The organism is Paenibacillus liaoningensis (genome assembly GCF_059609455.1).
In genome coordinates, this window is sequence record NZ_JCAALU010000002.1 from 263,115 (window position 1) to 287,467 (window position 24,353).

The following is a 24,353-nucleotide window of genomic DNA, read 5'->3' on the forward strand; positions in this document are numbered from 1 at the left end:
GATTCCGCTTGCATTTCAATAGGACACGAGCTTTTTCGCCTGCTGGACGGTCATATCGTTTACGCCTGTGATACAATACACTACATGGATTTTTAGATGGACGGAGGCAATCTGTTGAAACTGAAGACGACCGGCGACTTGGCGCTTATCAAAAAAATGAATACCGCGATTGTGCTGGAGGCCGTTATTAAGCATGCCCCCCTCTCTCGCGCTCAAATATCCGAACGGACCGGACTTAATAAAGCGACCGTTTCCAGCCTTGTGCAGGATCTGATCGATAATCATCTCGTTTTTGAAAATGGCCCCGGCGAGTCCAGCGGCGGACGCAAGCCCGTCATGCTGCTGTTTAATGGACAAGCCGGACATGCCATCGGCATTGACCTTGGCGTCAACTATATGCGCGGCGTGTTAACCGATCTGCAAGGGACTGTCATTAGTGAACGGCAGCTTAGCTTCAAAAAACGCGAGCAGGATTTTGCCCTGAACCAGCTCATCGCCTTTATTGAGGAGCTGGCTTCTCAAGCTCCGAGCAGCCATTACGGCCTGATCGGTATCGGAGTTGGCGCGCCGGGCATCGTCGATGACAAAGGCGCAATTTTGTTCGCGCCTAACCTCGAATGGCAGCACGTTGAGCTGCAGCAGATGCTGGAAGCGCGCTTTCAGCTGCCAGTCACCATCGACAATGAAGCGAATGCTGGCGCGCAGGGCGAGCAGAAATACGGCGCGGGCCGCGGCATCGCCAACCAAATTTACGTCAGTGTCGGCATCGGCATCGGGACAGGCATTATTTTAAACAAGGAGCTGTATAAAGGGGCTTCCGGCTTTTCCGGCGAGTTGGGGCATTTGTCGATTGAGTATGGCGGCAAGCCGTGCCGCTGCGGCAATCAGGGCTGTTGGGAGCTTTATGCTTCGGAGAATGCGCTGCTGGAGCAGGCTGAGCCGCTTGGCTTTGAGTCGCTTGAGGAGCTGATTGCTGCCGCAGAAGCAGGAAACCGCGAGGTGCAGGCGTTATTTTATGCCATTGGCGAATATTTGGGCGTAGGCATTTCCAACATTGTGAATGTGTTTAATCCAAACGTCGTCATCATCGGCAACCGCATGAGCCGCGCACAAGCTTGGCTGGAGGAAGCCATCCACGCCTCCATCGCTCGTCGCACTCTAAGCTATCACCGGGAAAAGCTGCAAATTTTGTTCGCCGAATTGCAGGATCAGTCCGCCGTTCGCGGCGCCGCTTATTATGCGATTAGTGCTTTTTTCGCGAAGGTTAAGAGCGGTCAGCCAGTTTGAGGCTGAAATAGGATTGGTTTTTTCGACTAAGAAGCCGACCATAGCAGGTCGGCTTTTTGCATGATTACAAACAACAATCCGTGGAACTCCCTCTGCAAATAGGTGTAAGATAGGAGTAATTACGGCTTTATATCGTACTCGCAGCGGAAGGAGCAAACTACCCCAAATGAAGGAAATCGACAGAATATATAGGCTCATTGATGCTCACAGCGTTAGCTCTGTCCCGAATGAACAAGTACTTCACCATTCAGACCACTGCACCCTTCTCATTACTACGAAAGGCATCGGGGAAGGGGATTGGAACGGGCAGCCGTTTATTTTGCCCCCTTCACATGTCCTTCTGCTTTCACCGAAAATGAGCTGGACGTTAAGAGGTCGGGGCCAGGCGCCATTTGAATATGAACGAATTTCGTTTGATGTCTATATAGAAGGCTCTGATAGCACACTTCACCGCCAGATGACAGAACCGAGCCTCCAACAAGCTGTATCAATACCAGAAGTACCGCAGTTGGCTAAGGAAATAAGCACAGCATGGAGAGCAGGCAACAGATGGGAGCGCATGGAAGCCAACATTCGCTTTCAAGAGCTGCTCTTGCTAGTGCTTAGGCATGCCGAGGCGGAGCCTGAGCTGCTGCATAACCATGTCCGTGAGCTGATGCAGCGATCTAAAGCTCATATCGATGCTGCTTTTCACCACAGCCTCACCCGTGAAGTATTGGCGGCAAAAGCAGGTATGAGCGTGGCGCATTACTCCAGGCTTTTCAAAAGGGAATTTGGACGTGGGCCTATGGAATATTTAAATGAAGTCCGCCTTTCACAAGCGAGCAATCTGCTGATCGGTTCTGAACATACAATCCGCGAGACGGCACATAGGGTCGGTTACCAGGACGAGTTTTATTTCAGCCGCAAATTTAAAGCTGCCACGGGTGCTTCGCCAACGGTTTTCATTAATAAATATCGAAATTCGGCGCGGGTCGCTTCTGTAGCCATCCCTTACACGAGCCATTTGCTGGCACTCGGCATGCAGCCTTATGCCGCAATGGTCAACCCTTCGCAAGAGCCCCTTGCCGAGCTGCGAGATACTCTGGAGGTCGGCAATGATCAGCCTGATCTGGACAGGCTCTTGCAGGCCAGACCCGAACTGATCATTGGATTTGAGCGTACAGATTATGAGGAGCCAGACAAAGCTGATCTCTTTCGGCATATTGCCCCTACCTGTACGGTGCCCTTCCATGGGGAGTGGCGCGACCATCTTCGCATGATTGGACGGGCAGTAAATCGGACCGAGGCGGCTGATCTATGGCTGGAGCAGTATGAAACATCGGCTGAACGCTCGCGTAACGCTATTCAACACCAAATCGAAGATCAGACCGTTGCCGTTGCCCAATTTGAAAATGGTCGATTCCAGCTGTTTGGAAGCCGAAATCTGGGTACGGTTCTGTATCGCGATCTAGGGTTTGCAATGCCGAGAGAACTCGCGAATGTCTCCCATTCCCAAATGCTTACGATTGAGGAGCTAGCCGCCTATAATATCGATCATTTGATTTTATTCACCGGAGAGGAGCATCAGAAACGGGAGGCATTCAAGCATTCGATCGAATCAAATGCAGCTTGGCGTGAACTTAAAGCGGCGCGCAGCGGACATATTTATGATCTCGGAGCTTCCCGCAGCTATTCCTGCTACACCTCTCTATCCCATGCCTTGTTTCTGCGCCGTGCAACCGAATTATTCATGAGCCAAACGTCCATGCAGTGAGCATGATCGTCCATGGCTTTAAAACCTACGCCTGCCTATAATAAATAACGATAATGATTATCAAAATCATAAAGGAAGGCGTGTGGCAAGTTTTGTTTAAAATAAGTGTGTTCTCTCAAATGATGAAGCGGGGGACTCTTCTTCTCTCGATCCTGCTTCTTATCGGATTGTTAGCCGCCTGCGGCCAAAGCAGCAGCACCGGAAATACAGCAAGCGGATCGCCTTCTGCGTCGGCGGAGTCGTCAGGCACGGAGTCTTCAAGCGCAGAGTCCCCATCAGCTTCGCCAATGGAATCTGATACGGAAACCCGGACTATTTCTACGGTTAAAGGCGATGTTGTCGTACCTGCTCATCCGAAAAAGATAGCCGGCATGCTGTATGTTTTCGCCGACCATCTGCTTGCGCTTGGCATCGAGCCCCATGCTATGGTTACTTATAACGATCTTGGTTTTCCTGACTACATGGCTGACCAAATGAAGAATACGATTGAGATTGGCTCAGGCGAAGCGCCAAATTACGAAGCACTGCTTGAAGCAGCGCCAGATCTTATCCTCGCGTCGAAAACACTCAGCGATTCCAATTATGACCAGCTGTCCAAAATCGCGCCAACCATTCTTTTTGACAATGAGAATGAAGGAGACTGGGAAAGATTCCATGAAACCGCTGCTGTGTTTGGCATGGAAGCTGAAGCAGAGCGCATTCAAGCGGAGTATGACAAGAAAGTCGCTGATGCACATGACAAGCTGGCTGCCGCAGCCCCGAATGAAACGGTTGCTTTTATGAGGGTACAGGACAAGCAATTACAGCTGATTCAGCCTAGCGATAACTTCGTCATGTTCGGTGCACTAGGCTTAACACCAGCATCGGTAGAAGCTGTCGATTTTAAAGATTCATGGAATGTCCCGATTTCGGCAGAGGTGCTCCCTGAGCTGAATCCGGATCGCATGTTCATCATTCTTCGTCCTGGCGATGTCAACAAGGTAGCGCTGGATACCATTATGAGCACCTCCATCTGGTCGAACTTAAACGCTGTTAAAAATAATCGCGTCTATATCGGAGATGCAAACTTATGGTTTGCAGGCTACGGTCCGATTGGGCTTAACAAAATAATCGACGAAATTACGACTGCTTTTTCGTTGAATTCCTAATGGCGATTGGGGTATGAAAGTAATGAATAATATTGCAAATATCATTCGAGAACGAAGGACGATTCAGGATTTTAATGGTGTGCCGATTCCAAAGGAAGTAATATATACGCTTCTGGAGGACGCTGTATGGGCACCGTTCCATTCGAAGAAAGAGCCTTGGCGGTTCATTCTTTTTATCGGTGAGGGAAGACGCGGATTTGCAGAGGCTGTCCTTCATACAAGGCCGCCGGAGTTCGTTGCAAAGTATGGAGAGCAAATACGCGAGGCCTATTGCAGCCAGACACCTGTTCATCTCATTGTCGTGATGAAGGCAGACTTGCCTCAGAAGGCATGGGAAGAAGCTTTCGCAGCCACATCCGCGCTCATTCAAAACATTCAACTGCTTGCTTGGGAAAAGGAGATCGGATGTGTATGGAAAACAAGTCCTTACAATGAGCATGCCGATTTTCAGGCGGCAGTCGGAGTAACAGCGGCGGAGAAAATCGTCGGTACGCTGCATCTGGGCTATTTTAACTCGGAAGCGCAGCCTGCGCCGAAGCCTCGTACGCCTTTGGCAGAGCTTTTGACAATGATTGAGCATTAGATAGCTTAGCTAAGGGGCAACTCCCTTGCTCATTCTACTCCATGAATCAGAAGAATAGGCATTATCACCAAAATCGACGATTGGTCTGAATGCCGGATATAATAATTGTGGTTTTGTACATCCACAATTTGCCCCTACCACCACAAACACCATCCATATGAGGATGGTGTTTGTGCTTTATATTTGAGGAGTAATTTGCTATTATGTACATACGTTATAAAAGTTATTACAGTTATAAGGTATAACAAATTGAGTATAGATCATACTTATAGAGATGAGAATATCAATGAATGGTGTGGTCAAAGTGACAAATAATAAACCAAATGTAACGCGGTATTCCCGCAAAATTGGACGAATGGGCAATAGTTTGGGAGTAAGCTTGCCAAAAAGCCTGGCTGAGAAGCTGAATATCTCACAAGGTGATGAGATCGAATTTATTGAGAATGATCGCGGTGAAGTGGTGTTGAAGAAGGTGCGGCAAGGTCAACTCCCAGATAATGTAAGACCAGAAGTTCTTGAAGCCTTCTTTGACGTGTTTGAAGAAGATGAAGGTATCCTTAAAGATTTAAGGGATCGATGATATGGCCATATTCCTAACCAAAGAAGAGGTTATTTCGGCCCACTACTTCATGATGAAAAAAATGAACGACGCAGACCAAGCAGGTGTGAAGGATCACGGCCTGCTGGAATCTGCGGTACATAGACCTCAGCAAAGTGTTTTTGAAGAAGATGCTTACCCCCATTTATTCGACAAAGCTGCAGCCCTACTAGAGTCGCTAGTTAAAAATCTTTGCTTTCACAATGGAAATAAACGGACAGCTCATCTGGTGACAAAATCATTCCTTTTGTTAAATGGAAAACATCTAAGAATGGAACGTGAATATGCCGTGGAGTTTATCGTAGATATTGCAAAAGGAATTCATTCGTTGGAGACTACTGCGCATATATTGAAAGAACATTCTGTAAGCAGATGAGCCAAAGGCGGCTTCTCAGGTGACATCAAATCCTTTACTACACCTATAAAAGCAAGCTTGGCGTAATCTTCGAAAAGGGGTCCGACTCCCTCGCCATCACCATGTAATCCGCAACCGCTTCGGTTGTGGATTTTTTGCATGTCAAGCAGCACTACCCCATTGCTAGGTTCGATCCCAATTTCCATTGCAGTAGATGATGTCCATCATGAAAAACCTAACCTATACATATTCAGGTTCTACTTATCAAAAGAATTATTAATTTTTCAACCTAAATAAATATAATTTCTTAATAGTTAATGAGTTTTAAATTTACATAGCGCTGTTATAGTACTCGTTGGACAATCATTTTATTAAAGGGAGTAGGAAAAGTAATGAAAATCAGAGCATGGCGCAAGGCAATAGTAACCTTATCATTGGTAACATTGCTGGCAGGAGGATTAAGTCCAGGTTTTGTTCAAAATAATCATGTCTATGCTGCAGATATGGTTACGCCCTCCGTTATAGTTGAGGATTTTGAAGATGGAATCTCAGATGTGAAATTTAATCCTAAACGGATGTATGACGCTACGCTGCACCTGGAGGATAACCAGAAGCATGTAAGAAATGGACAATATTCGGCTAGAATTGATTACGATATGATTGGCATAGTGGATAACCCGTCTCAAATCGAAGTAGGGTACAAAACAGGGAATATTCCCCTAACAGGTTACCCTACTAAAGTAGGCATGTGGGTTTATGGCAACAATGAAGGACATTTGCTAACGACAAAATTTAGAGATCAAGGCGGCTCCTCTTTCCAAGCAGAGTTTTATGACGCAAATCAAACGGGTATCAACTGGTCTGGTTGGAAATATATTGAGGCTGCTGTTCCGCAGGACAAGCCAGGTCCAATTGTCCTTGAATTGTTTTTCCAATTGAAACAATCGAATATGAGCAAAAAAAATAAAGGCTCGATTTGGGTAGATGATATTACCCTTATCTATGAGGATTCGGATGAGGATAAAGACGTGCCTAGCATTAAACCTATATCCCCCGTCGAGAATGACGTATTAAATGCTCCGCTTGATGAATTAAAGGTTGAGCTAACCGACAACGGAGCAGGTCTAGATTTAGATACGTTATCGGTTCTTTTGGATGGATCGGATATTACACAAGGAGCAAACTATTCTTCTGACACTGGTTTATTAACCTATCCGGGAGCATTTCTGGACGGCGGTTATCATGAGCTTATTATTGACGTGAAGGATACGGCCGGCAACCCAGCAAGCAAAACATATGCTTTCACGATAAATGCAGGTGAACGTTTGTTCATGACTGCTGACGGAGAAGCAGTCAGCAATGAAATCTACCCTGTTCAAGTTAACATCAAAGACTACTTGAATGCTGAATCGGTAAAATTCGCATTAAATTATGATGCAAGCACTCTTCAAGTTGAAAGCATTACTCAGGCGGCTGGAGTTGCCTTAGACTCAGCTATCGACAATGATCACGGAATGGTTCAGGTAGCTCTTGATAACGTGACAGCCGCAACCCATGATGTCGTTACGGTTAACTTCAGAGTGAGCTCTCATGCCATTTTAGAGCGTGGTGAAAATTACAAAACCATAACTATGAGTAATCCTAATCTTACAGCGGGCGGAGTTCAGACTAGCTCACCGCTAGCTTCCCCCATCCACTATACAATCGCATTTCCATATCAGCTAGCAATGACGGGAATGGGTTTGGGCACATCGTCTACTTTTACTGTATTAGACCGTGAAGGCAAACCTTATGAAGGTGCGGATATTGTTTTCACTGGCTTATTAAAGCAAAGCTCGGTAGTTACAGTTAACACGGTAACGTCTAGTGTATATGAGGATGATGATACATCTTCTGATGTCTTAATGGTTGCAAAAGCTGGAGAACGCTTCTATGCTTCAGCTGAACCCGAGGATGGATTATTCGAGGTTATTCTCGCAGATGGCCAAACAACAGGCTATATCTCTGAAGCCGATGTTAGCAGTCAATTACTGAGTAGCAGCCTCGGTAAAACAGATGCTAAAGGACAATTAACGACAGACCTGACTACGTTGGCACTTGGAACCTATCAGGTTCAAGCTGTCATCGGTGATCAGAACAGTAAGGTTGTCCATTACGAAGTTGTGGAGCAGTATGGGACGGATGAGCCGCAATATGTTCAGACCTATGTGACAGAGGATATGTCTTCACAACTGAGCGCCGCCTGGCAAACAAAACCAGACCAAACTTCTACTTATATTCAATACATCGAAGCTAGTGATTGGGGAACAGGAGAAAGCCCTGATTTCAACCATGTAAAACAACAGCATGCTGAAAGCGAGCTTCAAGTGCTGAGTATGAAGGAAAATGGAACGAAGGGCGAGATCCGCTTTCATAATATCCTGATTGAAGGCTTGAAAGCAGATACTGCTTACAAATATCGTGTAGGATATGAGGGCAATTGGTCGGAGTGGCATGAATATTCTACTGTAGACCAGAACAAATCAACCCCGACCTCATTCTTGTTTATTACGGATTCGCATACGAATCAATCACAAGGAATACAAGCATATCAAGCACTAATGACTAGCGCTTTGACACAATATCCATCAACGCAGTTTATTATGCATGGCGGAGATATGGTTGATGTAGGCGGCGCATTTGAAGAATGGCAGAAGTTCTGGCAAGCTTCTTCGGTTTATGCAGCAACACTTCCAACGGCTCTAACCTTGGGTAATCATGATGTGAAGAGCGAAGGTAAGGAAGTATTTACTAAAGGTGCTAATTTTCCAAAGAACGGACCCGCATCCCAACTGCAATATGCTTATTCTTATGAGGTCGATGACACTCATTTCGTCGTATTGAACTCAGAAGGCACAGAGGAACAAATGATTGAACAAGCAGCATGGTTGAAAGAAGACTTGGATCAAAATGATAAAAAATGGACGATCGCTATGTTCCACCGTCCTGCCTACCATACGGAAAATGGTCGGGAATCCCTTGTGGAGTATACCCAAACGTATTTTGCGCCTATTTTGGAAGAGAAGAAAGTTGATTTGGTTCTAGTGGGTCACGATCATGTGTATGCCCGCACCTATCCAATGCTGGAGGGCAAGCCGAATAAAGCTACAAATGAAGGTACTGTATACCTGGATGGCGGTGCTTCGGGTTGGAAATTCTATGATGGCACCCAGTATAATTATTTGAATTTCATATTTGATGAAGACGTTCCTGTATATTCCGCTATTGAAATTTCCGATGATAAGATTCGTGTGGAAGCACGTACGAGTGCAGGGAATATCGTAGATGAGTTTTCCGTTGTGAAAACAACGGATAATGAGCCGTCGACACCAACGCCAACACCTACACCGACGCCGACACCAACTTCGCCATCTACATCGACACCAGTAACAACACCATCGCCAGTACCGACGTCGACACCAGTACCAACGCCAACGCCGGCACAGACACCAACGCCTTCGACGCTGGTTTTCAACGACAAGGTTGATGTAGACGTAGTTAAGGCTATCGTAGAAAAAGAGCAATCTGCTCCTACCGTAAGCTTTACGGACGTTCCAGCAGCTTCATGGAGTGCAACAGTAGTCGAGCGTGCCGCTAAGATGGGCATTGTAACAGGGTACAGTGATGGCTCTTATCATCCCAATGAAAAGGTAACTCGCGCTGAGTTCGCCACAATGCTTGCGAAAGCTTTTGGCTTTGCGGATGCAAGCGGCTCTTCCTTCTCTGACACACAAGGGCACTGGGCCTCAGAAGCGATTGCAGGCTTACAGGCTAAAGGGATAATTACGGGTTACAGTGACGGTTCTTTCCATCCTAATCAAGAAATTTCCCGCGCTGAGATCGTTGCAATGCTTGCTCGGTTGACGAACTATGCTCCTAACACATCCAATCCTTTCTCGGATGCAACTGCGAATTGGGCCTCTGAACAAATCAGTGCTTTCGCAGCTGCCGGTATCGTAAGTGGCAAAGGCAACGGCTTGTTCAAACCGAATGAATCAGCTTCCCGTGCGGAGTCCGTTGCGATGATCATTCGCTTGTTGGATAAATTGCTCGCACAGTAAGTACAAAGTGATCATTTTCAAATAGCGGAATCCAAAACCATAGTCGTAACGAGGCTGTGGTTTTGGCGTTTCTGCTGTCCATCATAAGCTTGCCTTCGAGCTGAATTTTCATAAATAAATAACTCCACACAAGGGCAGACTTACTTAAGTCCACAATCGTCCCATCAAAAAAATAGTCTAACATTAAAATTAATAAATCACTTATTGAAATTAACTTAAAAAAAGTTATAATGGAGAAGTACCATTTAAATTTGAAGGGAAGTTATAATTATGTCTACTGTATTGTACATTACTGCACACCCGCATGATCACTCCACATCTTTCAGCCTTGCTGTAGGTGAAGAATTCGTTAACGCTTATCGTGAAGCTAATCCTTCTGATGAAGTCGTTCGTCTTGACCTGTTCAATCTTGATATTCCTGCTATCGATGCTGACGTATTCAGCGGCTGGGGCAAGCTTCAATCCGGCACTGCTTTCGACCAGCTTTCTGCTGCTGAGCAAGCTAAAGTAGCACGTCTGGGCGAGCTCGTTGATCAGTTCGTTGCAGCTGATAAATATGTTTTCGTTTCCCCAATGTGGAACTTCTCGTTCCCTCCAGTTCTGAAAGCGTACATTGATGCGGTTTCCGTTGCTGGCAAAACGTTCAAATACACTGCTGAAGGTCCTGTAGGCCTGCTCACCGATAAAAAAGGCTTGCACATCCAAGCTAGCGGCGGCGTTTATTCCGAAGGTCCTGGAGCTGCAATGGAAAGCGGCTTTAGCTACCTGAAAAAAATCTCGCTGTTCTACGGAATTCCTTCCTTTGAGCCGCTGTTTGTTGAAGGCATGGCTGTATCGCAAGATCAAGGCCAAGCCATTAAAGCACAAGCAATCGTTAAAGCGAAAGAAATCGCAGCAAGCTTCTAATTTTTCACTGCTATCTTTTCACTGCTTTAATAACAAAAACGGCCGAGATCGGATCTCGGCCGTTTTTTTGTCGTTGGTTGTGCTAAGGTCAATGCTTTACTGCATACCGATTACTCGGCACTTCAAGTCCTAAATTGCCGCGCAGCGTATCGCCTTCGTATTCGGTACGGAATAGCCCGCGCTGCTGCAAAATCGGAACGACCAGCTCTACGAAATCTGCCAAGCCGCCTGGGACGACCGTTCGAACGTTAAAGCCGTCTGCCGCCTCCCCTTCAAACCATTGCTGAATTTGGTCTGCAATTTTCTCCGGCGTACCGATAAACGAGGTGCGTGGCGTCGATGCCCGAAGCGCAACCTGGCGCAGCGTAAGTCCCTGCTCCTTTGCCTCCTGCTTGATTTTGTCCGTTGTGCTGCGGAAGCTGTTGCTGCCGATATTGCCAATGTCGGGGAACGGCTCATCCAGCGGAAACTGGGAAAAATCAAAATGATCAAAGTAACGCCCCAAATAAAGCAGCGCTTGTTCAATTTCCACAAGCTCAGCTATTTCCTGATACTTCTGCTCCGCCTCCGCTTCGGTTCTTCCGACAATTGGCCCGATCCCCGGGAAAATCAGCAGCTCGCCAGACTCCCGGCCCAATGCTGCCGATCTTCCTTTCACATCCTGATAAAAAGCCCGCGCTTCCTCAAACGTTTCATGTGCCGAATAAATCGCATCAGCCGACCTCGCTGCTAAATCCTTGCCCGCTTCCGAGGAGCCAGCCTGGAACACAACCGGATAGCCCTGCCGAGAGCGCGCCACATTAAGCGGCCCCTGCACTGAGAAAAAAGCTCCTTTATGATGCAGCGTATGCAGCTTCTCCTTGTCAAAAAACACACCAGCCGCTTTGTCGCCGACAAAAGCATCATCTTCCCATGAATCCCATAAGCCTTTCACTACTTCCAAATGCTCTTCGGCTATTTCGTAGCGGAGCGCATGATTCGGATGCTCGCCCTTGCCAAAATTGAGTGCCGAGCCTTCCAGCGGCGAAGTGACAACATTCCAGCCCGCTCTGCCTCCGCTCAATTGGTCAATGGAGGCGAACTGTCTAGCGACCGTAAATGGCTCGCTGTAGGAGGTCGATAACGTCGCAACAAGGCCGATATGCGAGGTTGCTCCCGCGAGCGCAGACAACAGCGTCAATGGCTCAAATCGGTTTAAAAAATGCGGATTGGACTTCTCGTTAATAAACAAGCCGTCCGCGATAAACAGCAGATCAAATTTGCCCTGCTCGGCTATTTGCGCCTGCTTTTTATAAAAATCCAAGCTTACGCTCGCATTAATCGGCACATCTGGATGACGCCAAAAAGAAATGCTATTCCCTACCCCGTTTAAATTAGCCCCTAGCTTTAATTGTCGTTTTGTCATGACTTGCCTCCCTTATTCCCCATGCTGCTCCCAGCAAAGTAATGCCCGTTAATAAAAATACAAATGGAATACCGGCCCACCCGCCGAGAAATCCGCCCAGCAGCGGGCCTACTACAATGCCAAATTGACTGGCAGTTTGGCTCAGACTAACCGCTCTCCCCCGAAAATCCTTATCCGCATATTGGATAACGAGCGCATTTAGCGCTGGATACACAGCGGCGAAAAACAAACCGTAGCCAAAGCGTAAAATGCCAAAGCCGATCAGATGCTGCATGGTCAGTTGAAGCAAATTGCCAATGCCGCCGCCAATCAGCCCAATAAGCAGCACCTTGCCATAACCGATTCGCCCGCCAAGCCTCCCCCAGTAAGGGCCCATAATGACGGTAGCAACCCCTATCGCCGAAAATACTATACCCGAGCTGAGCTTAGCGTTGCTTATGCTGCCGCCAATTTGCACAACATAGAGCGTCACCAATGGCTCCAAAATCATAACCGAGGTGGACACCAGCAAAATCAGCCCATAGACGCGAAATAATTTGGAATTAACCGCTGCCTGCTTCAAATCCTGAAGCACGCTCGGCCGTGCCTCGGTTCGGCGCTCATGCACTTCTTTTACACCTAGAACAACGGTTGCTGAAATCAGCGTAATGATGCCTGATGCAATGAAGCATTCACGCAGTCCAATCCACTGGCTCAGCACCCCTCCGACAAGCGGACCTACAATGCCGCCAGCAGCGGTTGATGTGGAGATGACGCCTAGCGCGTAGCCAACGTGTTTTTCCGGTGTGTTCGTCCCGACCAAAGCGAGCGAGGCAGGCGTAAAACCCGCCATCACCCCTTGAAAAATCCTCACAACGATAAACGTATAAGGATCATGGACAAAATAGTTCGCCACATGCGCGGCCCCAAGGCCAACGCCTGAACGGACAAGCATCAGCTTGCTGCCATATTTATCGGCAAGCGAGCCCCAGAAGGGGGCACATAAACCGCTGATCAGAAAGCTGATCGCAATGGAAACGCCGGACCAAGCCTCCAAACCTTTGTCGACACCCAAATCATGCTGCAAAAACAACGGGAAAAATGGCACCGAGAGCGTATATGCCATGTGATTGAAAAACAGCCCAAACCATAAAATATAAAGATTACGCTTCCAGTGAAGCACCGCGCCGCTCCTCCATTCGTTCCCGCCCTTCACCTCTCGTTCAATTCCCGATAATTCTCATTAACTTAATTGGTTTTAATATAAACAACACTCTATCACTTCCCATCTCTTACCGTCAATTTACTTGCTAATAGAAATTGTCTATGAGCCGATTCAGTTTATCGATTAGGCACGCACCTTACCTTCGTACTGCATAGCTGCCAGCATACAAAAACAGGACCATCCATCCCCTTCGGGCGAATGATCCTGCTCTCTTTTTTCGAAACGCTTTATAAGCTTGCTTCATGCTCGCTTACCTAGCCTGCCGCGCTTAGCCTATTCCGGCTCGTTATAACAATCGACGCCTTCAGCCAGCAGCTTTTCCAGCCATTTCTGTTCCAGCTCTTCAGCCGCTTTTTTATATTTGCGCATTTGCTCGGCTGACGTGCCTCCCTGCTCCGCTGGGAACACATCCTTATAATCGTACAGCACCTTCTCTTCAAGCTTCATTTTCTCCAAAATATCAAATTCGAACTGCGCCGCTCCCTGCTCATTCCAGTCCATTTGCAGCTCATCATTTTTGTGCGTGCCAAAGTCCAGCTCAAACCGCACCCGATTTAATGCCCCATCCATATTGGAGGTCGAGCCAATAAACTTGCGTCCGTTTTGCGTATTCGTAATTTGATAGACGCCCATCACCCGTTCCTGCTCCATATACTGTGCCGTCAGCTGCTTGCGCTCTTCTTTATTCATCGCTGCTCCTCCTCAAATTTGTCTCTTCGTCCTATTCGTCCCCATCCATAAAGCTGCCTTGCCTCAGTCAGTTCTTAACCCAATATTCGCTGCAATCATCCGTGCGGTCAAGAAAGCCATATTCGATCAAATAGCGGCGCAGCGTCACATAGTCCGCTTCCCAGTAGCGTTTGAGCTGCTCATTTATTTCCTTCTCCGTGTACTTGCGCGATGCTTCAAAATCAGCTGAAATATGGCGCAAAATCGCCACCTTGCGCTTCTCCTTCCGTGGAAAAGAAGCAAGCGGACCATCCGGCCCCTGTGGAAAATATTGCTTCATGATCAACTCGTACTCATCCTCGGTAATTGCATACCGTTCATCAACCTGCGTCGCTGTGCGGTGGATCGGCATAAAACGCGGCGTATCTGCGGACACTCCACTCTCCATCAGCTCAATAGCAGCAAGCAGCAGCTTCGCCTGCTTCGCTTTCTCCTTCAGCACAAACCGATGATTGCGAATCGTCGATGCGCTGCCGCCTCCCGAGCTTTTGACGATTTCCGCATCGGACATGCCCGAGGCAAACTGCCGGATGAGCTGCTTTTGCAAATCGGTCAGCCCGCTCGCCTTCTTATCCAGACCGAGCAAGTAGTCGAGCATCGAGCCATGGCTATGCTGAACATGATATGCTGCATATTTGCGGGCTTCATACCATTTATCACTATCCGGTACTCGAAACACTTCTCCGTCCTCAAAGGCTGCTCCACACACGAGACAGCTATATCGGCCTTCGTCTTGAACGAATACAAAGCCTTTCTTTAGGTCGGCAAGCTCTGCTGACCAGAACAAATCATTTTGCGACAAAACAAACACCACCCAAATGAAAACTATTATTTTATAGACATAATAACATTTTGTTTGGTTATTTTCAATATCCATTTCAAATGCTCAAAGAGCATAAATGATTTCGCTATATTTTCATTTTTATAATACCTTGCATTATATAGTATTATAATTTATATTCATTTCAGGGGGGATGAACGTTTTGGAAATTAACAAGGAAGTTTTGAAGGGGCATATCGATACGATCATATTGTCCTTGCTGCACAGCCGGGATCGCTACGGTTATGAATTAGCTAAAAATGTGCGCGACCAAAGCGCCAATCAATTTGATCTAAAGGAAGGCACCTTGTATTTATCGCTCAAGCGGCTGGAGAAAAATAAGTGGATTACATCCTATTGGGGCAATGAGCAAGGGCCCGGCGGCAGACGCAAATATTACAAGCTTACCGCGGAAGGCGTAGAGGGCTATTTGGTTAAACGCTCCGAATGGGAGTTTCTGAAGCATATGATGGAATCATTTTTGCAAGGGGGAGACCATGTTGAAGGAAATTGAAGTGTATGTGAACAGGTTGTATCAGCATGCGGCCGGGAATAAGAAGGAAATAAAAGAACTGAAGGATGAAATGCGCAGCCATCTAATGGAGGCCGTACATGAGTTAAAGCAGGAGGGCAAATCCGAGCAGGAGGCCGTTCATCTGGCTATTGAGCGATTTGGAGGAGAAGCCGAGCTGCAATTGGTCATTGGACAGCTGTTTCAGGCACAGCGGATTTTCGCAAAAAGAGTGCTGTACACGGCGATTTTTTTCCTAATCGCCAGCCTTCTCACCGTTTTCATCATCTGGGTAGATGAACTCGGAAATAACAACGAGAACCGCGCTATTGCCGATCGTATTTCTGACCTGCTAGGGACTCAGTCCAGTATTACCGCTGATCAGCAGGAGCACATTAAGCAGCTGGCGCAATCCGCTGGACAAATTGCCAGCATTAAAGTGTACAAGCTTGATAAGGTCGAGCGAAGCAACGGGGAATCCTCCGATTTTAATCCCGAAGGCGCTATTCCTGACTATCAATATGATACGTCCGTCCCTATTTTTGAATGGATGGATTACTACTACTCACTTGATCAGGAATGGTTCATTCATATTAAATCCCGCCATTTCGCTGGAGTGTTCGATGCCGTCCTTGTTGGCGGACTTACAGCCTATATTGTGCTTTTCACCATTTGGGCCATTATCAACGCCTACCATCATAGAAGGCTTAATACCGGTTGGATAATCGTCTTTACTTTATTTAACGCAGTCGGCTATATCGCTTACCACCTCATTAGGCGAAAAGCGCGCTTGAACGCTGCGAGTTAAATCAGCAGTCTTACAACCCACCCTTTTGTATTATTCAAAAAAAAGTCTCCAAAGCCGCTCTAATCCACGGTTTTGGAGACTTTTTCATTCGCAACTTAGTTCCGCCGATCCTTCGGCAGCAAAATGCCGAACAGGCCGAGCAGCGGCAGCACGCTGGAGGCGTACATCACCTGCGCAATGCTGTAATGGTCGGCTGCTGTGCCAAGCACGATTGCTCCCAAGCCGCCCATGCCGAAGGCGAGCCCGGTAATCAGCCCGGATGCCATGCCGACTTTGCCTGGCATTAGCTCCTGCGCATAAACGACGCTGACCGAGAAGCTCGATTGGAGAATGAGGCCAAGCAGCGTAATAACCGGATACACCCAAAAAATCGGCAAATGCGGCAAAATGACGGTCAGCGGTGCTGCCCCAGCAATTGAGAACAGCAGCATCCGCTTGCGCCCGAAGCGGTCGGACAGCATGCCGCCGAGGAACGTTCCAGCGACGCCCGCCGCCATAAACAGAAAGAGCGGCACCTGCGCGGCGCCAATCGACAATCCATAATCCCGCTGCAAATAAAATTGGTAAAAGCTTGTGAGCCCAGCTGCATACCAAGAGCGGGCAAACACCATCACGAGCAGCAGCACTAGCGCAATGGCTACTGCTTTCGTGCTGAGTGTATCCGCATTTGCTGCTGCGCCGCTCTGTTTCGCCTTGCGATCGGCGAGTCCTTTCGCTGCGAGCTCCGCCGCGTACCAAGGCACGATGCGCAGCAGCAGGATAATGCCTGCCAGCGCCAGCAGCGTCCCCCATACGGCGCCTCGCTGCCCAAGCGGGACGAATATAAAAATCGTCATGAGCGGCGCTAGCGCTTGTCCAAAATTACCGCCGACCTGATAGATCGACTGCGCCAGACCTCGTCTGCCGCCCGCAGCAAAATAAACAACCCTCGAGCCCTCGGGGTGGAATACCGCTGAACCAAAGCCAACGAACACGACAGCGAGCAATAGCGTCCAGAAATTTGGCGCATAGGCGAGTCCCGCCATCCCTGCCATACTGCAGCACATGCCGGCGATAAGCATCCACGGTGCAGGCTTTTTATCCGATAAAATGCCAATAACCGGCTGCAGCACGGAAGAGGTCATATACAGCGTAAACGTAATCCAGCCGATTTGTCCGAACGTTAGACCGAGCGATTGTTCAAAAATCGGGAATAGGGCTGCGACGACCGACTGCATTGAATCATTCAGCAGGTGGACGCCGCTAATGGCGAATAATATGCCAAATAACGCTTTATTTTTCGTATCCATCGTTTTAATCGGTTTGCTTAATGTATCTACATTGGACATGCCGCCCGCCTTCTCTCACTGATTGTGCTGTAATTATCCGATCCAGACGAACACAGGGCTCGAAACTTGTAAAAGCTCGCCCTCAGGCGTCAGCATACCGCTGCCTGCATCAACCTGATAGCTCAAAAGGTGATTGGTCTTCTGGTTCGCCACGAGCAGCCTGCTGCCATCAGGGGCAAGTGCAAAATTGCGCGGGCCTTCCCCGCCGCAGGAAATATGCTGCACCAGCGTTAGCGTCCCATCAGCCGCATTCACTGCAAATACCGCAATGCTGTCATGGCCGCGATTGGAGCTGTACAAAAACTTGCCCGACGGTGCCAGCGCAATATGCGCCGCATCGTTGTAAGCATTAAACCCTTCAGGCAGCGCGCTAATAGTCTGCACCAGCTCCAAAGAGCCTGCATCCTCTCCATTCTTTCGCAGCACCGACACCGTCGAATCCAGCTCATTCATCACATAGACGATTGGCAGCTGCTCATGCAGCGCCAAATGCCGCGGCCCTGCTCCCGCATGCAGCTGGTAGGAGGACGCAAGCTGAAGCGGCTCTGCTGCCTGTGGATTGTGGCGGTAAATAAGGATGGAATCCGTGCCGAGATCCGTTATGTAAACATAAGGCGATGGCCCGCCGAGCGGCAAAATCGCATGGGCATGCGGCGCATCCTGACGGCCCGCATTTGGCCCAAGCTCTCCCTTGCTGCCGACAACTGCTGCCGCCGGCTGCAAAGAACCATCCTCTGCAAGCGGCAGCACCGCTGCATTTCCCCCTGTATAATTAGCTACGAATACCGACTGGCCATCCGAGCTGACATAACAAGGATGCTCGCCATGCGTAGACTGGCGGTTCAACTCGCTCAGCTTGCCGGTTTCCGGGTCAATCGCATAAGCAGCAACCTCTCCGCCCGGCACGCCGTTCGCCTCCGCCGTTTCACTGACCGCATACAACCGGTCCCGTGCTTCATTCACGCTCAAAAATGACGCATTTTCAATGCCTGTTACCTGCTGAATCACATTCAGCAAGCCGGATTCGCTATCCTGTTTCGCTACGTAAATACACGGCTCCGAAGCACTGCCATAGCAGCCGATATAGACGATTCCTGCGAGCTTATTTGCTTTCAATCGTATTCATCCTCTCGTACTCTCATTATGTAAGCGTAATTTTTATATTTATAGTGACCATAGCACAATGAAAATAAGCAGACAACCGTTTTCGAAAAAACGCTTTCCAATGTCTTCTGCCCATGATATAATGTAAGCGCTAACAATTTTCCGTTTTCATTCTCATTTCTTGAAGGGGGCTTATGGAATGATGAATACTGGATTGAACGGTGAACGCAACATTTACGAGGATTTTGAAATTGAGTCGGACGTCCTTTTTTTCAAGGTCGGCATGCCCGAGCTCGTCAGCTTCCACGGCAGAAACTACAATATAAAGAAAAGAATGACCGGGGACCAGATTCGCAAGCTCATTGATGACAGCCACTTTTATCAAGTGAGCTCCAATTGCTACATTAACATTCGCAAGGTGAAGGCGATCACGGACGGCATTGCTTATTTCGGAACCGATGCATCCGACTCCAAGAACGTCCCTATCCCTAGACGCAAGCAAACCGTCATCAAGCAGCTCTTAGGGCAAGCGCAGTAATCGGTTAACAGGCACATACCGCACAGCACACTAATAAACGACGTCCATATGCGCACGCAGTCGCCGTTCATTCACACACAACCGCCGTATACCGTGTCTAACGGAATACGGCGGTTGTGTGTTTACATTGATCCTGTTATTCTAATCTGGAGCATGAATCGCCAAATATTCGCCAAATTTAAGGAGGCTATTATGAGCAAGCAAGGACAAGCGCTTGAGCAAGCATTTCATGGAGAACCAGCCGTTTGGCTAAAATGGGGCGCCTATGAGGCTGCGGTTTTGCCCGCAGTAGGGGCTAACCTGATTGCGTTCCGCGATGTAGAGAAGGGCTATCATTTTTTGCATGAGCCAGCTGAGAGTGAAATGGCCGCATTTAAAGCAAGTCCCGGCACTCACGGCATTCCCGTGCTGTTCCCTCCGAACCGTTATCAAGATGGCACGTTCACAATGAACGGCAAGACGTATACGTTCCCAATCAATGAGGCAAGAACAGGAAACCATTTGCATGGCTTCGTACATACGGCTGCATGGGAAGTGCTGGACTACGGCACACTGAAAACCGAAAGCTTCGTGCTGCTTCAAATCGCAGTGGATGAGCAGCATCCGATTTATACGTATTTGCCGCATCGTTTTGCGATTACGCTGCGTTATTCATTGAGTGATCAAGGACTATTTCAGCATATTTCCGTACATAACCGCGGGAACGACGCTATGCCTTGCCTAATCGGCTTCCATACAGCGATCAACGCGCCTTTTGCCCCACAAAGCTCTTCCGAAGACTACAGCTTCACGCTGACAGCCGGAAAACGCTGGGAGCTGAACGAGCGCATGCTGCCAACCGGACAGTTTTTGCCGCTTAGCAGCGACGAGGAGAAGCTGAAGACGACGGGCTCTTCCCCTTACTTTGAGCCACTGGACAATCACTATACGGTGGAGACGCGCAATGGCCGCAATCAGATGGAGCTCACAGATGCCCGCGAGCAAGTGACTTTGGTCTATGATGCAGGAACAGCCTATAAACAGTGGATGGTGTGGAACAGCAACGCCTCCGGTCAGTTCTTCTGCCCTGAGCCGCAGCTTAACCTCGTCAATGCACCGAATGTCGATTTGCCAGCAGACGAAATCGGCCTGGTCAGCCTGGAGCCAAACGGCATCTGGGAAGAGACGAGCCGCCTGTATGTGAAGCCAGCTGCCAAGTAATAGGCAGCAATAATATAGGAAAAAGCCGAAGCCCCGCGTACGAGCGGGTGCTCCGGCTTTTTTCATGAAAGGAACAGCGGGAGCTTCAGTACAGGGGCTTTAGCGCGCACCCTACTCCTCTACTTCAAAAATCGAATCCACAATAATCGGGAGATTATTTCTTACTGAAACGGCTCCGAGGACGGAGCGGGCATGGCTTCCTTTTTCCCCGAACACATCCATCATTAAGTCCGAGCAGCCATTCAGCACCTTGTGATGCTCTTCAAATTCAGCTGTCGCATTGACGAAGCCTTGAATTTTCACGACCCGTTTTACTTTATCGAGAGAGCCCACTGCTTGCTGCAGCACAGCGAGCACCTCCAGCCCCGCCTGCCGGGCAAATTCATAGCCTTCCTCCGTAGAGAAGTCTTTGCCCAGCTTGCCTTTCGGGTTTCCAGAAGGCCCCTTGCCGGAAACAAACAGCAGTCCATTCACATTTACAAAGTTTGCGTATTTAGCCGCCGGCTCGCTCGCCGCTGGCAGCACAATATCAAGCTCAACAAGTCGTTTGCTAATCGTAGACTCGGACAAGAGAACTCCCCCTATCGATTTATGTAGCTTAATTAAATGGCTGGCATAACATTTCCGCCATTGACCGGCACATACGCCCCCGTAATGAAGCTGGACAGCTCGGAGGCCAGAAATGCGACTGTGTTGGCAATTTCCTGATCGCTTCCCCGCCGCTTCAGCGGCACATTTTTCTCATAGCCTTCATTGCGCTCGCTGCCTGTCGCACGGTCCCGATCGCTGATCGTCCAGCCCGGTGCCACTTGATTGACCGTAATGCCGCTCTCGCCAACCTCTTTGGCAAGCACGCGGTATACGCCGTCCATGCCTCTTTTGCCTGCTACGTAGGCCGATTGGCCGGGCGCATTTTGCATGGCGCATTCCGTATTAATGCCGATAAAACGGCCGCCGCCGCGCTCCACCATTGCCGGAACGAATGCTTTGGCCAAATAGACGCTTTGCATGACGCAGGATTCGAACTGGCTTTCATAGTCCTCCACCGGCTGCTTCAGCACGCTTTCCCATTGGTACTGAATGACGGCATTTGCCACGACAATGTCCACATGTCCAAGGCTTGCCGCTGCTTCCGCTTGAAGTTTTTCCACATCGCCTTGCTTCGTAATATCTGCCTGAACCGTAATCGCACGTCTGCCCAAGGCCTCAACCTCCTGCTTCAGCTCCAGCGCCTTGTCCTCATTGCTCCGATAATGAATGACGATATCCGCCCCGCAATCTGCGAGCGTTCTAACCATTACGCGTCCCAAATCTCCAGTTGCTCCGGTTACGAGCGCGGTCTTTCCAGTCAAGTCGAGTTGCAGCATAAACGTTCAGCTCCTTTGTTCATTCATCATTCGTCGTTCATCATTGGTAACGCTTCCCTCCTAGGCTACCATATCCTTGTACCATGCGTATATTTAAAATTTCAATATTGTGCTTATTTTGACGAATGATGCCTAATGCTGTTCATAGGTCCGCTGGCAATGGGCTTTATGCCGAAACGTCAGCCGTTCGCATTCGGTAAATGGCACCGGCGCTGAATGCAGCTGTATAAAGCAAATTCACAATCACAACCGTTAGCTGCTGCAGAGGCGGCAAACTCTCCGGGCTAAGCACGCCCATTCCAATCGTCAGCAGCGAATGCGGAAAAAACAGCCCGGCCTTCGCTACATACATGCCCAGTCCCAGAAAAGTTGCCCCTAGCCCGATTCCTACGGGGACGGCAAAGCTGCGTATCTGCATGGACAGCAGCAATTGGAAGCTGCTGATCGTAACAGCAGCCAGCCAGCCCCGCACCAGCCAGCCGAATAATTCTCCCGGCAATTCGGAGAGGCTTAATCCAACCATCGTGCCCCCTATTATATACAGCAGGACAAACACTACTTGTACAAAAGCCGTCAGCATGCTTGCTGTAAAAAGCTTGGCCCAAAAAATGCTGGCAACCGGAATCGGCGCTGTCATCATCATGTTCCAGTTTTTACCTGAATGCTCCAGTCTGCACAGATAGGCACAACAAATAGCGATCAGCACCGGAAAGAAAAACTCGCCATAAAACAGCCCGACTTGCGACCATAAGCTATACCAGCCATTTTGCAGGACACCCTGATTCATATAAAAATTACCGCAGCCCATCAGAATACTGACGATCGGCAGCGCTATCAATACGATCCATAGATGCGAATGGCGCAGCTTCAGCCATTCAGCGGGAACTACCCTTTTTAGCATAAACATTCTCTACACCTCCTGCCTGGATATATGCCATCGGCCTGCTCCATAGATCAACAACCCCATGAATAGCAGCAGCCCCAGCAACGGAAGCCCCGCCCCTAAATCACGTGCTATAAATTCAAGCTGATTATCCGTATAGCTCTGGGCAACCGGACTAAGTCCCGAATAATACGACCAAATGAACAATGGCCTTATCGCACTCGGAAACAGATCAGCAGCCATGCCAATGAACCCGCCAAGCATACCGAGACATAGCGCGAAGGCCTGATTTTTAAGCGCCATGGATAACCACTGCTGCAGGGCAATGACAGCCAAGTGGGCAGCCATCGTTCCAGCAAGCAAGCGTCCGAGCAGTATAATAGGCACCACTTCTTCAAAAGCATTTATTTTGCCGAAGCCGATTAGCGCCAATACTTGCACAAAACAGGCAAGCAGCAAAATAAGCGCCACACAGCCATATTTGGCAGCATATAACCTCTCCCGCTTGACAGACATGGAAAGCAGCAGCTTCCACGTATTGCCTTTATGCTCTATATCACAAATACGCGATACGCAGATCGCTGCGAGAATAGGGGCAAACAGACCGTTCAAGGATGCCGTCATCGCAATAAGCGGCTCCCAGCTAGCCTGATCAGGATTGCGGGCGATGGACATGCTTGTTGCCATAAACGCCCACCCCATTTCCACCCCAATCATCAGCAGTACCGTCAACCCGACGTATCTTCGGCGCAGCTTGTAGCCTTCCAGCCAAATCGAGCGAATCATAGGCTGCGCTCCTTCCCCGTCAATTCGAGAAACAGGCTCTCCAAGCTTTTTTTATGCTCTTCAATGCGCAGCACGTCAATATCTGCTGCAAGCAGCTCCCTATTAATTCGCGCTATCTGGGCATCTGTCAGATGACGCAGCCGCAGGAAGCCATCCTGTAAAATCGGCGCAAACCCTTGGGCAGCGAGCAGCGAATGCGCCATTGGATTTTGGCTCGTCTTAAAGGCAATCGTCGGCAGGCTTTCATTTCGCAGCTCATCCAGCTTGCCTTGGAACAGCATTTTACCTTGATGGATAATGCCTACCGAGGTGGCGATCTGTTCGATTTCCGACAATAGATGGCTGGATATTAACACCGTCATTCCCAAGCGCTGCGGCAAAGATTTAATCAGCTCGCGGATTTCACCGATACCTGCCGGATCAAGCCCATTCGTCGGCTCATCCAGCACCAGCAGCTTAGGCGAAGCCAGCAACGCCATCGCAATGCCTAAACGCTGCTTCATGCCCAGCGAATACTGCGATACTTTTTTATGCTGCTGCTGCTCCAGCCGGACAATTTTTAGCGCCTCCCGCACATGACTGCCAGGCATATTCCGCAGCCGCTGCACGACGCGCATGTTTTCTAGGCCCGTCAGATGTCCGTAGTAGGAAGGGGATTCAATTAGAGAGCCCGTTTGGCTTAAAATAAGACGGCGGTGCTTGGCCAGCTCCTTGCCGAATACGGTCACGCTGCCCTCCGTCGGCTGGGCGAGCCCAAGAATCATTTTTAATGTCGTCGATTTCCCGGCTCCGTTCGGCCCAAGAAAGCCATAAATCTCTCCCTCTTCCACCGATAAATCGAGCTTTTCGACGGAATAGCTGCTGCCGTATCGTTTGGACAGGCCGCGGGTAGATACAATCGCTTGCATCGTCATTCACTCCAATCTTGATTTTGTCA

General features: G+C 48.9%; 23 protein-coding genes. 12 read left to right on the top strand and 11 right to left on the bottom strand.

The features are described from left to right. Positions 1-96 precede the first annotated feature (96 nt). The 8 genes from AC6B99_RS03870 (at position 97) to AC6B99_RS03905 (ending at position 10,733) form a co-directional block, all read left to right on the top strand. Complete coding sequence (locus tag AC6B99_RS03870; protein WP_496662791.1) at positions 97-1,287, top strand: ROK family transcriptional regulator; 1,191 nt, start codon at positions 97-99, stop codon at positions 1,285-1,287. Between the two features lie 166 nt (positions 1,288-1,453). Next, the gene (locus AC6B99_RS03875; RefSeq protein ID WP_496662792.1) at positions 1,454-3,043 is read left to right on the top strand and encodes a helix-turn-helix domain-containing protein; all 1,590 of its coding nucleotides are present in this window, start codon (positions 1,454-1,456) and stop codon (positions 3,041-3,043) included. Positions 3,044-3,135: 92 nt separating this feature from the next. After that, complete coding sequence (locus AC6B99_RS03880) at positions 3,136-4,191, top strand: ABC transporter substrate-binding protein (protein ID WP_162241951.1); 1,056 nt, start codon at positions 3,136-3,138, stop codon at positions 4,189-4,191. Between the two features lie 22 nt (positions 4,192-4,213). After that, a complete protein-coding gene (locus AC6B99_RS03885) occupies positions 4,214-4,774 on the top strand; it encodes a nitroreductase family protein (RefSeq protein ID WP_081419136.1) in 561 nt (186 codons plus the stop codon). Positions 4,775-5,060: 286 nt separating this feature from the next. Then, a complete protein-coding gene (locus tag AC6B99_RS03890; protein ID WP_056042735.1) occupies positions 5,061-5,354 on the top strand; it encodes an AbrB/MazE/SpoVT family DNA-binding domain-containing protein in 294 nt (97 codons plus the stop codon). 1 nt (position 5,355) lies between these two features. Further along, on the top strand, positions 5,356-5,748 hold the full coding sequence (locus AC6B99_RS03895) for a type II toxin-antitoxin system death-on-curing family toxin (protein WP_056042737.1): 393 nt from the start codon (positions 5,356-5,358) through the stop codon (positions 5,746-5,748). A 371-nt stretch (positions 5,749-6,119) separates the two neighbouring features. Then, a complete protein-coding gene (locus AC6B99_RS03900; protein ID WP_496662793.1) occupies positions 6,120-9,827 on the top strand; it encodes an S-layer homology domain-containing protein in 3,708 nt (1,235 codons plus the stop codon). 270 nt (positions 9,828-10,097) lie between these two features. Beyond that, positions 10,098-10,733, top strand: coding sequence for an FMN-dependent NADH-azoreductase (locus tag AC6B99_RS03905; protein ID WP_056042741.1), 636 nt, complete (start codon positions 10,098-10,100; stop codon positions 10,731-10,733). 88 nt (positions 10,734-10,821) lie between these two features. Here AC6B99_RS03905 and AC6B99_RS03910 read toward each other — a convergent pair whose 3' ends face one another. From AC6B99_RS03910 to AC6B99_RS03925, 4 genes are all read right to left on the bottom strand, one after another. After that, the gene (locus tag AC6B99_RS03910) at positions 10,822-12,138 is read right to left on the bottom strand and encodes an LLM class flavin-dependent oxidoreductase (RefSeq protein ID WP_496662794.1); all 1,317 of its coding nucleotides are present in this window, start codon (positions 12,136-12,138) and stop codon (positions 10,822-10,824) included. Beyond that, positions 12,107-13,300, bottom strand: a complete 1,194-nt coding sequence (locus AC6B99_RS03915) for an MFS transporter (protein WP_496662795.1) — start codon at positions 13,298-13,300, stop codon at positions 12,107-12,109. Before AC6B99_RS03915 ends, AC6B99_RS03910 begins: the two co-directional genes overlap by 32 nt. Before the next feature lie 315 nt (positions 13,301-13,615). Beyond that, complete coding sequence (locus tag AC6B99_RS03920) at positions 13,616-14,032, bottom strand: GIY-YIG nuclease family protein (protein WP_056042745.1); 417 nt, start codon at positions 14,030-14,032, stop codon at positions 13,616-13,618. Positions 14,033-14,099: 67 nt separating this feature from the next. Beyond that, complete coding sequence (locus AC6B99_RS03925; RefSeq protein ID WP_235533325.1) at positions 14,100-14,873, bottom strand: DUF2087 domain-containing protein; 774 nt, start codon at positions 14,871-14,873, stop codon at positions 14,100-14,102. 181 nt (positions 14,874-15,054) lie between these two features. On the opposite strand from AC6B99_RS03925, the gene AC6B99_RS03930 reads away from it, so the two are divergent. Further along, a complete protein-coding gene (locus tag AC6B99_RS03930; protein ID WP_056042747.1) occupies positions 15,055-15,405 on the top strand; it encodes a PadR family transcriptional regulator in 351 nt (116 codons plus the stop codon). Further along, on the top strand, positions 15,389-16,210 hold the full coding sequence (locus tag AC6B99_RS03935) for a permease prefix domain 1-containing protein (protein ID WP_056042749.1): 822 nt from the start codon (positions 15,389-15,391) through the stop codon (positions 16,208-16,210). Before AC6B99_RS03930 ends, AC6B99_RS03935 begins: the two co-directional genes overlap by 17 nt. 95 nt (positions 16,211-16,305) lie before the next feature. On the opposite strand, the gene AC6B99_RS03940 is transcribed toward AC6B99_RS03935, so the two are convergent. Then, positions 16,306-17,538: an MFS transporter gene (locus AC6B99_RS03940; protein WP_494859397.1), complete on the bottom strand. Its 1,233-nt coding sequence runs from the start codon at positions 17,536-17,538 to the stop codon at positions 16,306-16,308. Between the two features lie 33 nt (positions 17,539-17,571). Beyond that, a complete protein-coding gene (locus tag AC6B99_RS03945; protein WP_496662796.1) occupies positions 17,572-18,654 on the bottom strand; it encodes a lactonase family protein in 1,083 nt (360 codons plus the stop codon). Positions 18,655-18,841: 187 nt separating this feature from the next. Between AC6B99_RS03945 and AC6B99_RS03950 the strand changes: the two genes are divergently transcribed. Beyond that, positions 18,842-19,180: a LytTR family transcriptional regulator DNA-binding domain-containing protein gene (locus tag AC6B99_RS03950; RefSeq protein WP_327204957.1), complete on the top strand. Its 339-nt coding sequence runs from the start codon at positions 18,842-18,844 to the stop codon at positions 19,178-19,180. A 192-nt stretch (positions 19,181-19,372) separates the two neighbouring features. Further along, a complete protein-coding gene (locus AC6B99_RS03955) occupies positions 19,373-20,380 on the top strand; it encodes an aldose 1-epimerase (protein WP_496662797.1) in 1,008 nt (335 codons plus the stop codon). A 111-nt stretch (positions 20,381-20,491) separates the two neighbouring features. On the opposite strand, the gene AC6B99_RS03960 is transcribed toward AC6B99_RS03955, so the two are convergent. The 5 genes from AC6B99_RS03960 to AC6B99_RS03980 all read right to left on the bottom strand — a co-directional run bounded on the left by AC6B99_RS03960 (position 20,492) and on the right by AC6B99_RS03980 (position 24,330). Next, the gene (locus tag AC6B99_RS03960) at positions 20,492-20,950 is read right to left on the bottom strand and encodes an Atu1372/SO_1960 family protein (RefSeq protein WP_494883683.1); all 459 of its coding nucleotides are present in this window, start codon (positions 20,948-20,950) and stop codon (positions 20,492-20,494) included. 32 nt (positions 20,951-20,982) lie between these two features. Beyond that, positions 20,983-21,744, bottom strand: a complete 762-nt coding sequence (locus AC6B99_RS03965) for an SDR family NAD(P)-dependent oxidoreductase (protein ID WP_496662854.1) — start codon at positions 21,742-21,744, stop codon at positions 20,983-20,985. A 169-nt stretch (positions 21,745-21,913) separates the two neighbouring features. Beyond that, positions 21,914-22,648: an ABC transporter permease gene (locus AC6B99_RS03970; protein ID WP_056043015.1), complete on the bottom strand. Its 735-nt coding sequence runs from the start codon at positions 22,646-22,648 to the stop codon at positions 21,914-21,916. A 9-nt stretch (positions 22,649-22,657) separates the two neighbouring features. After that, on the bottom strand, positions 22,658-23,416 hold the full coding sequence (locus AC6B99_RS03975; protein WP_056042754.1) for an ABC transporter permease: 759 nt from the start codon (positions 23,414-23,416) through the stop codon (positions 22,658-22,660). Continuing rightward, positions 23,413-24,330 (bottom strand): ABC transporter ATP-binding protein, encoded by a 918-nt coding sequence (locus AC6B99_RS03980; protein ID WP_496662798.1) that lies wholly within the window; start codon positions 24,328-24,330, stop codon positions 23,413-23,415. Before AC6B99_RS03980 ends, AC6B99_RS03975 begins: the two co-directional genes overlap by 4 nt. Positions 24,331-24,353: the final 23 nt, after the last annotated feature.

What these genes read in the sequence shown, in the direction of transcription:
- AC6B99_RS03920 (WP_056042745.1), bottom strand. Translation starts at nt 14,032, where the DNA reads ATGAATAAAGAAGAGCGCAAGCAGCTGACGGCACAGTATATGGAGCAG.
- AC6B99_RS03900 (WP_496662793.1), top strand. Translation starts at nt 6,120, where the DNA reads ATGAAAATCAGAGCATGGCGCAAGGCAATAGTAACCTTATCATTGGTA.
- AC6B99_RS03885 (WP_081419136.1), top strand. Translation starts at nt 4,214, where the DNA reads ATGAATAATATTGCAAATATCATTCGAGAACGAAGGACGATTCAGGAT.
- AC6B99_RS03870 (WP_496662791.1), top strand. Translation starts at nt 97, where the DNA reads ATGGACGGAGGCAATCTGTTGAAACTGAAGACGACCGGCGACTTGGCG.
- AC6B99_RS03955 (WP_496662797.1), top strand. Translation starts at nt 19,373, where the DNA reads ATGAGCAAGCAAGGACAAGCGCTTGAGCAAGCATTTCATGGAGAACCA.
- AC6B99_RS03910 (WP_496662794.1), bottom strand. Translation starts at nt 12,138, where the DNA reads ATGACAAAACGACAATTAAAGCTAGGGGCTAATTTAAACGGGGTAGGG.
- AC6B99_RS03890 (WP_056042735.1), top strand. Translation starts at nt 5,061, where the DNA reads ATGAATGGTGTGGTCAAAGTGACAAATAATAAACCAAATGTAACGCGG.
- AC6B99_RS03950 (WP_327204957.1), top strand. Translation starts at nt 18,842, where the DNA reads ATGATGAATACTGGATTGAACGGTGAACGCAACATTTACGAGGATTTT.
- AC6B99_RS03975 (WP_056042754.1), bottom strand. Translation starts at nt 23,416, where the DNA reads ATGATTCGCTCGATTTGGCTGGAAGGCTACAAGCTGCGCCGAAGATAC.
- AC6B99_RS03935 (WP_056042749.1), top strand. Translation starts at nt 15,389, where the DNA reads ATGTTGAAGGAAATTGAAGTGTATGTGAACAGGTTGTATCAGCATGCG.
- AC6B99_RS03980 (WP_496662798.1), bottom strand. Translation starts at nt 24,330, where the DNA reads ATGACGATGCAAGCGATTGTATCTACCCGCGGCCTGTCCAAACGATAC.
- AC6B99_RS03970 (WP_056043015.1), bottom strand. Translation starts at nt 22,648, where the DNA reads ATGCTAAAAAGGGTAGTTCCCGCTGAATGGCTGAAGCTGCGCCATTCG.
- AC6B99_RS03940 (WP_494859397.1), bottom strand. Translation starts at nt 17,538, where the DNA reads ATGTCCAATGTAGATACATTAAGCAAACCGATTAAAACGATGGATACG.
- AC6B99_RS03875 (WP_496662792.1), top strand. Translation starts at nt 1,454, where the DNA reads ATGAAGGAAATCGACAGAATATATAGGCTCATTGATGCTCACAGCGTT.
- AC6B99_RS03895 (WP_056042737.1), top strand. Translation starts at nt 5,356, where the DNA reads ATGGCCATATTCCTAACCAAAGAAGAGGTTATTTCGGCCCACTACTTC.
- AC6B99_RS03905 (WP_056042741.1), top strand. Translation starts at nt 10,098, where the DNA reads ATGTCTACTGTATTGTACATTACTGCACACCCGCATGATCACTCCACA.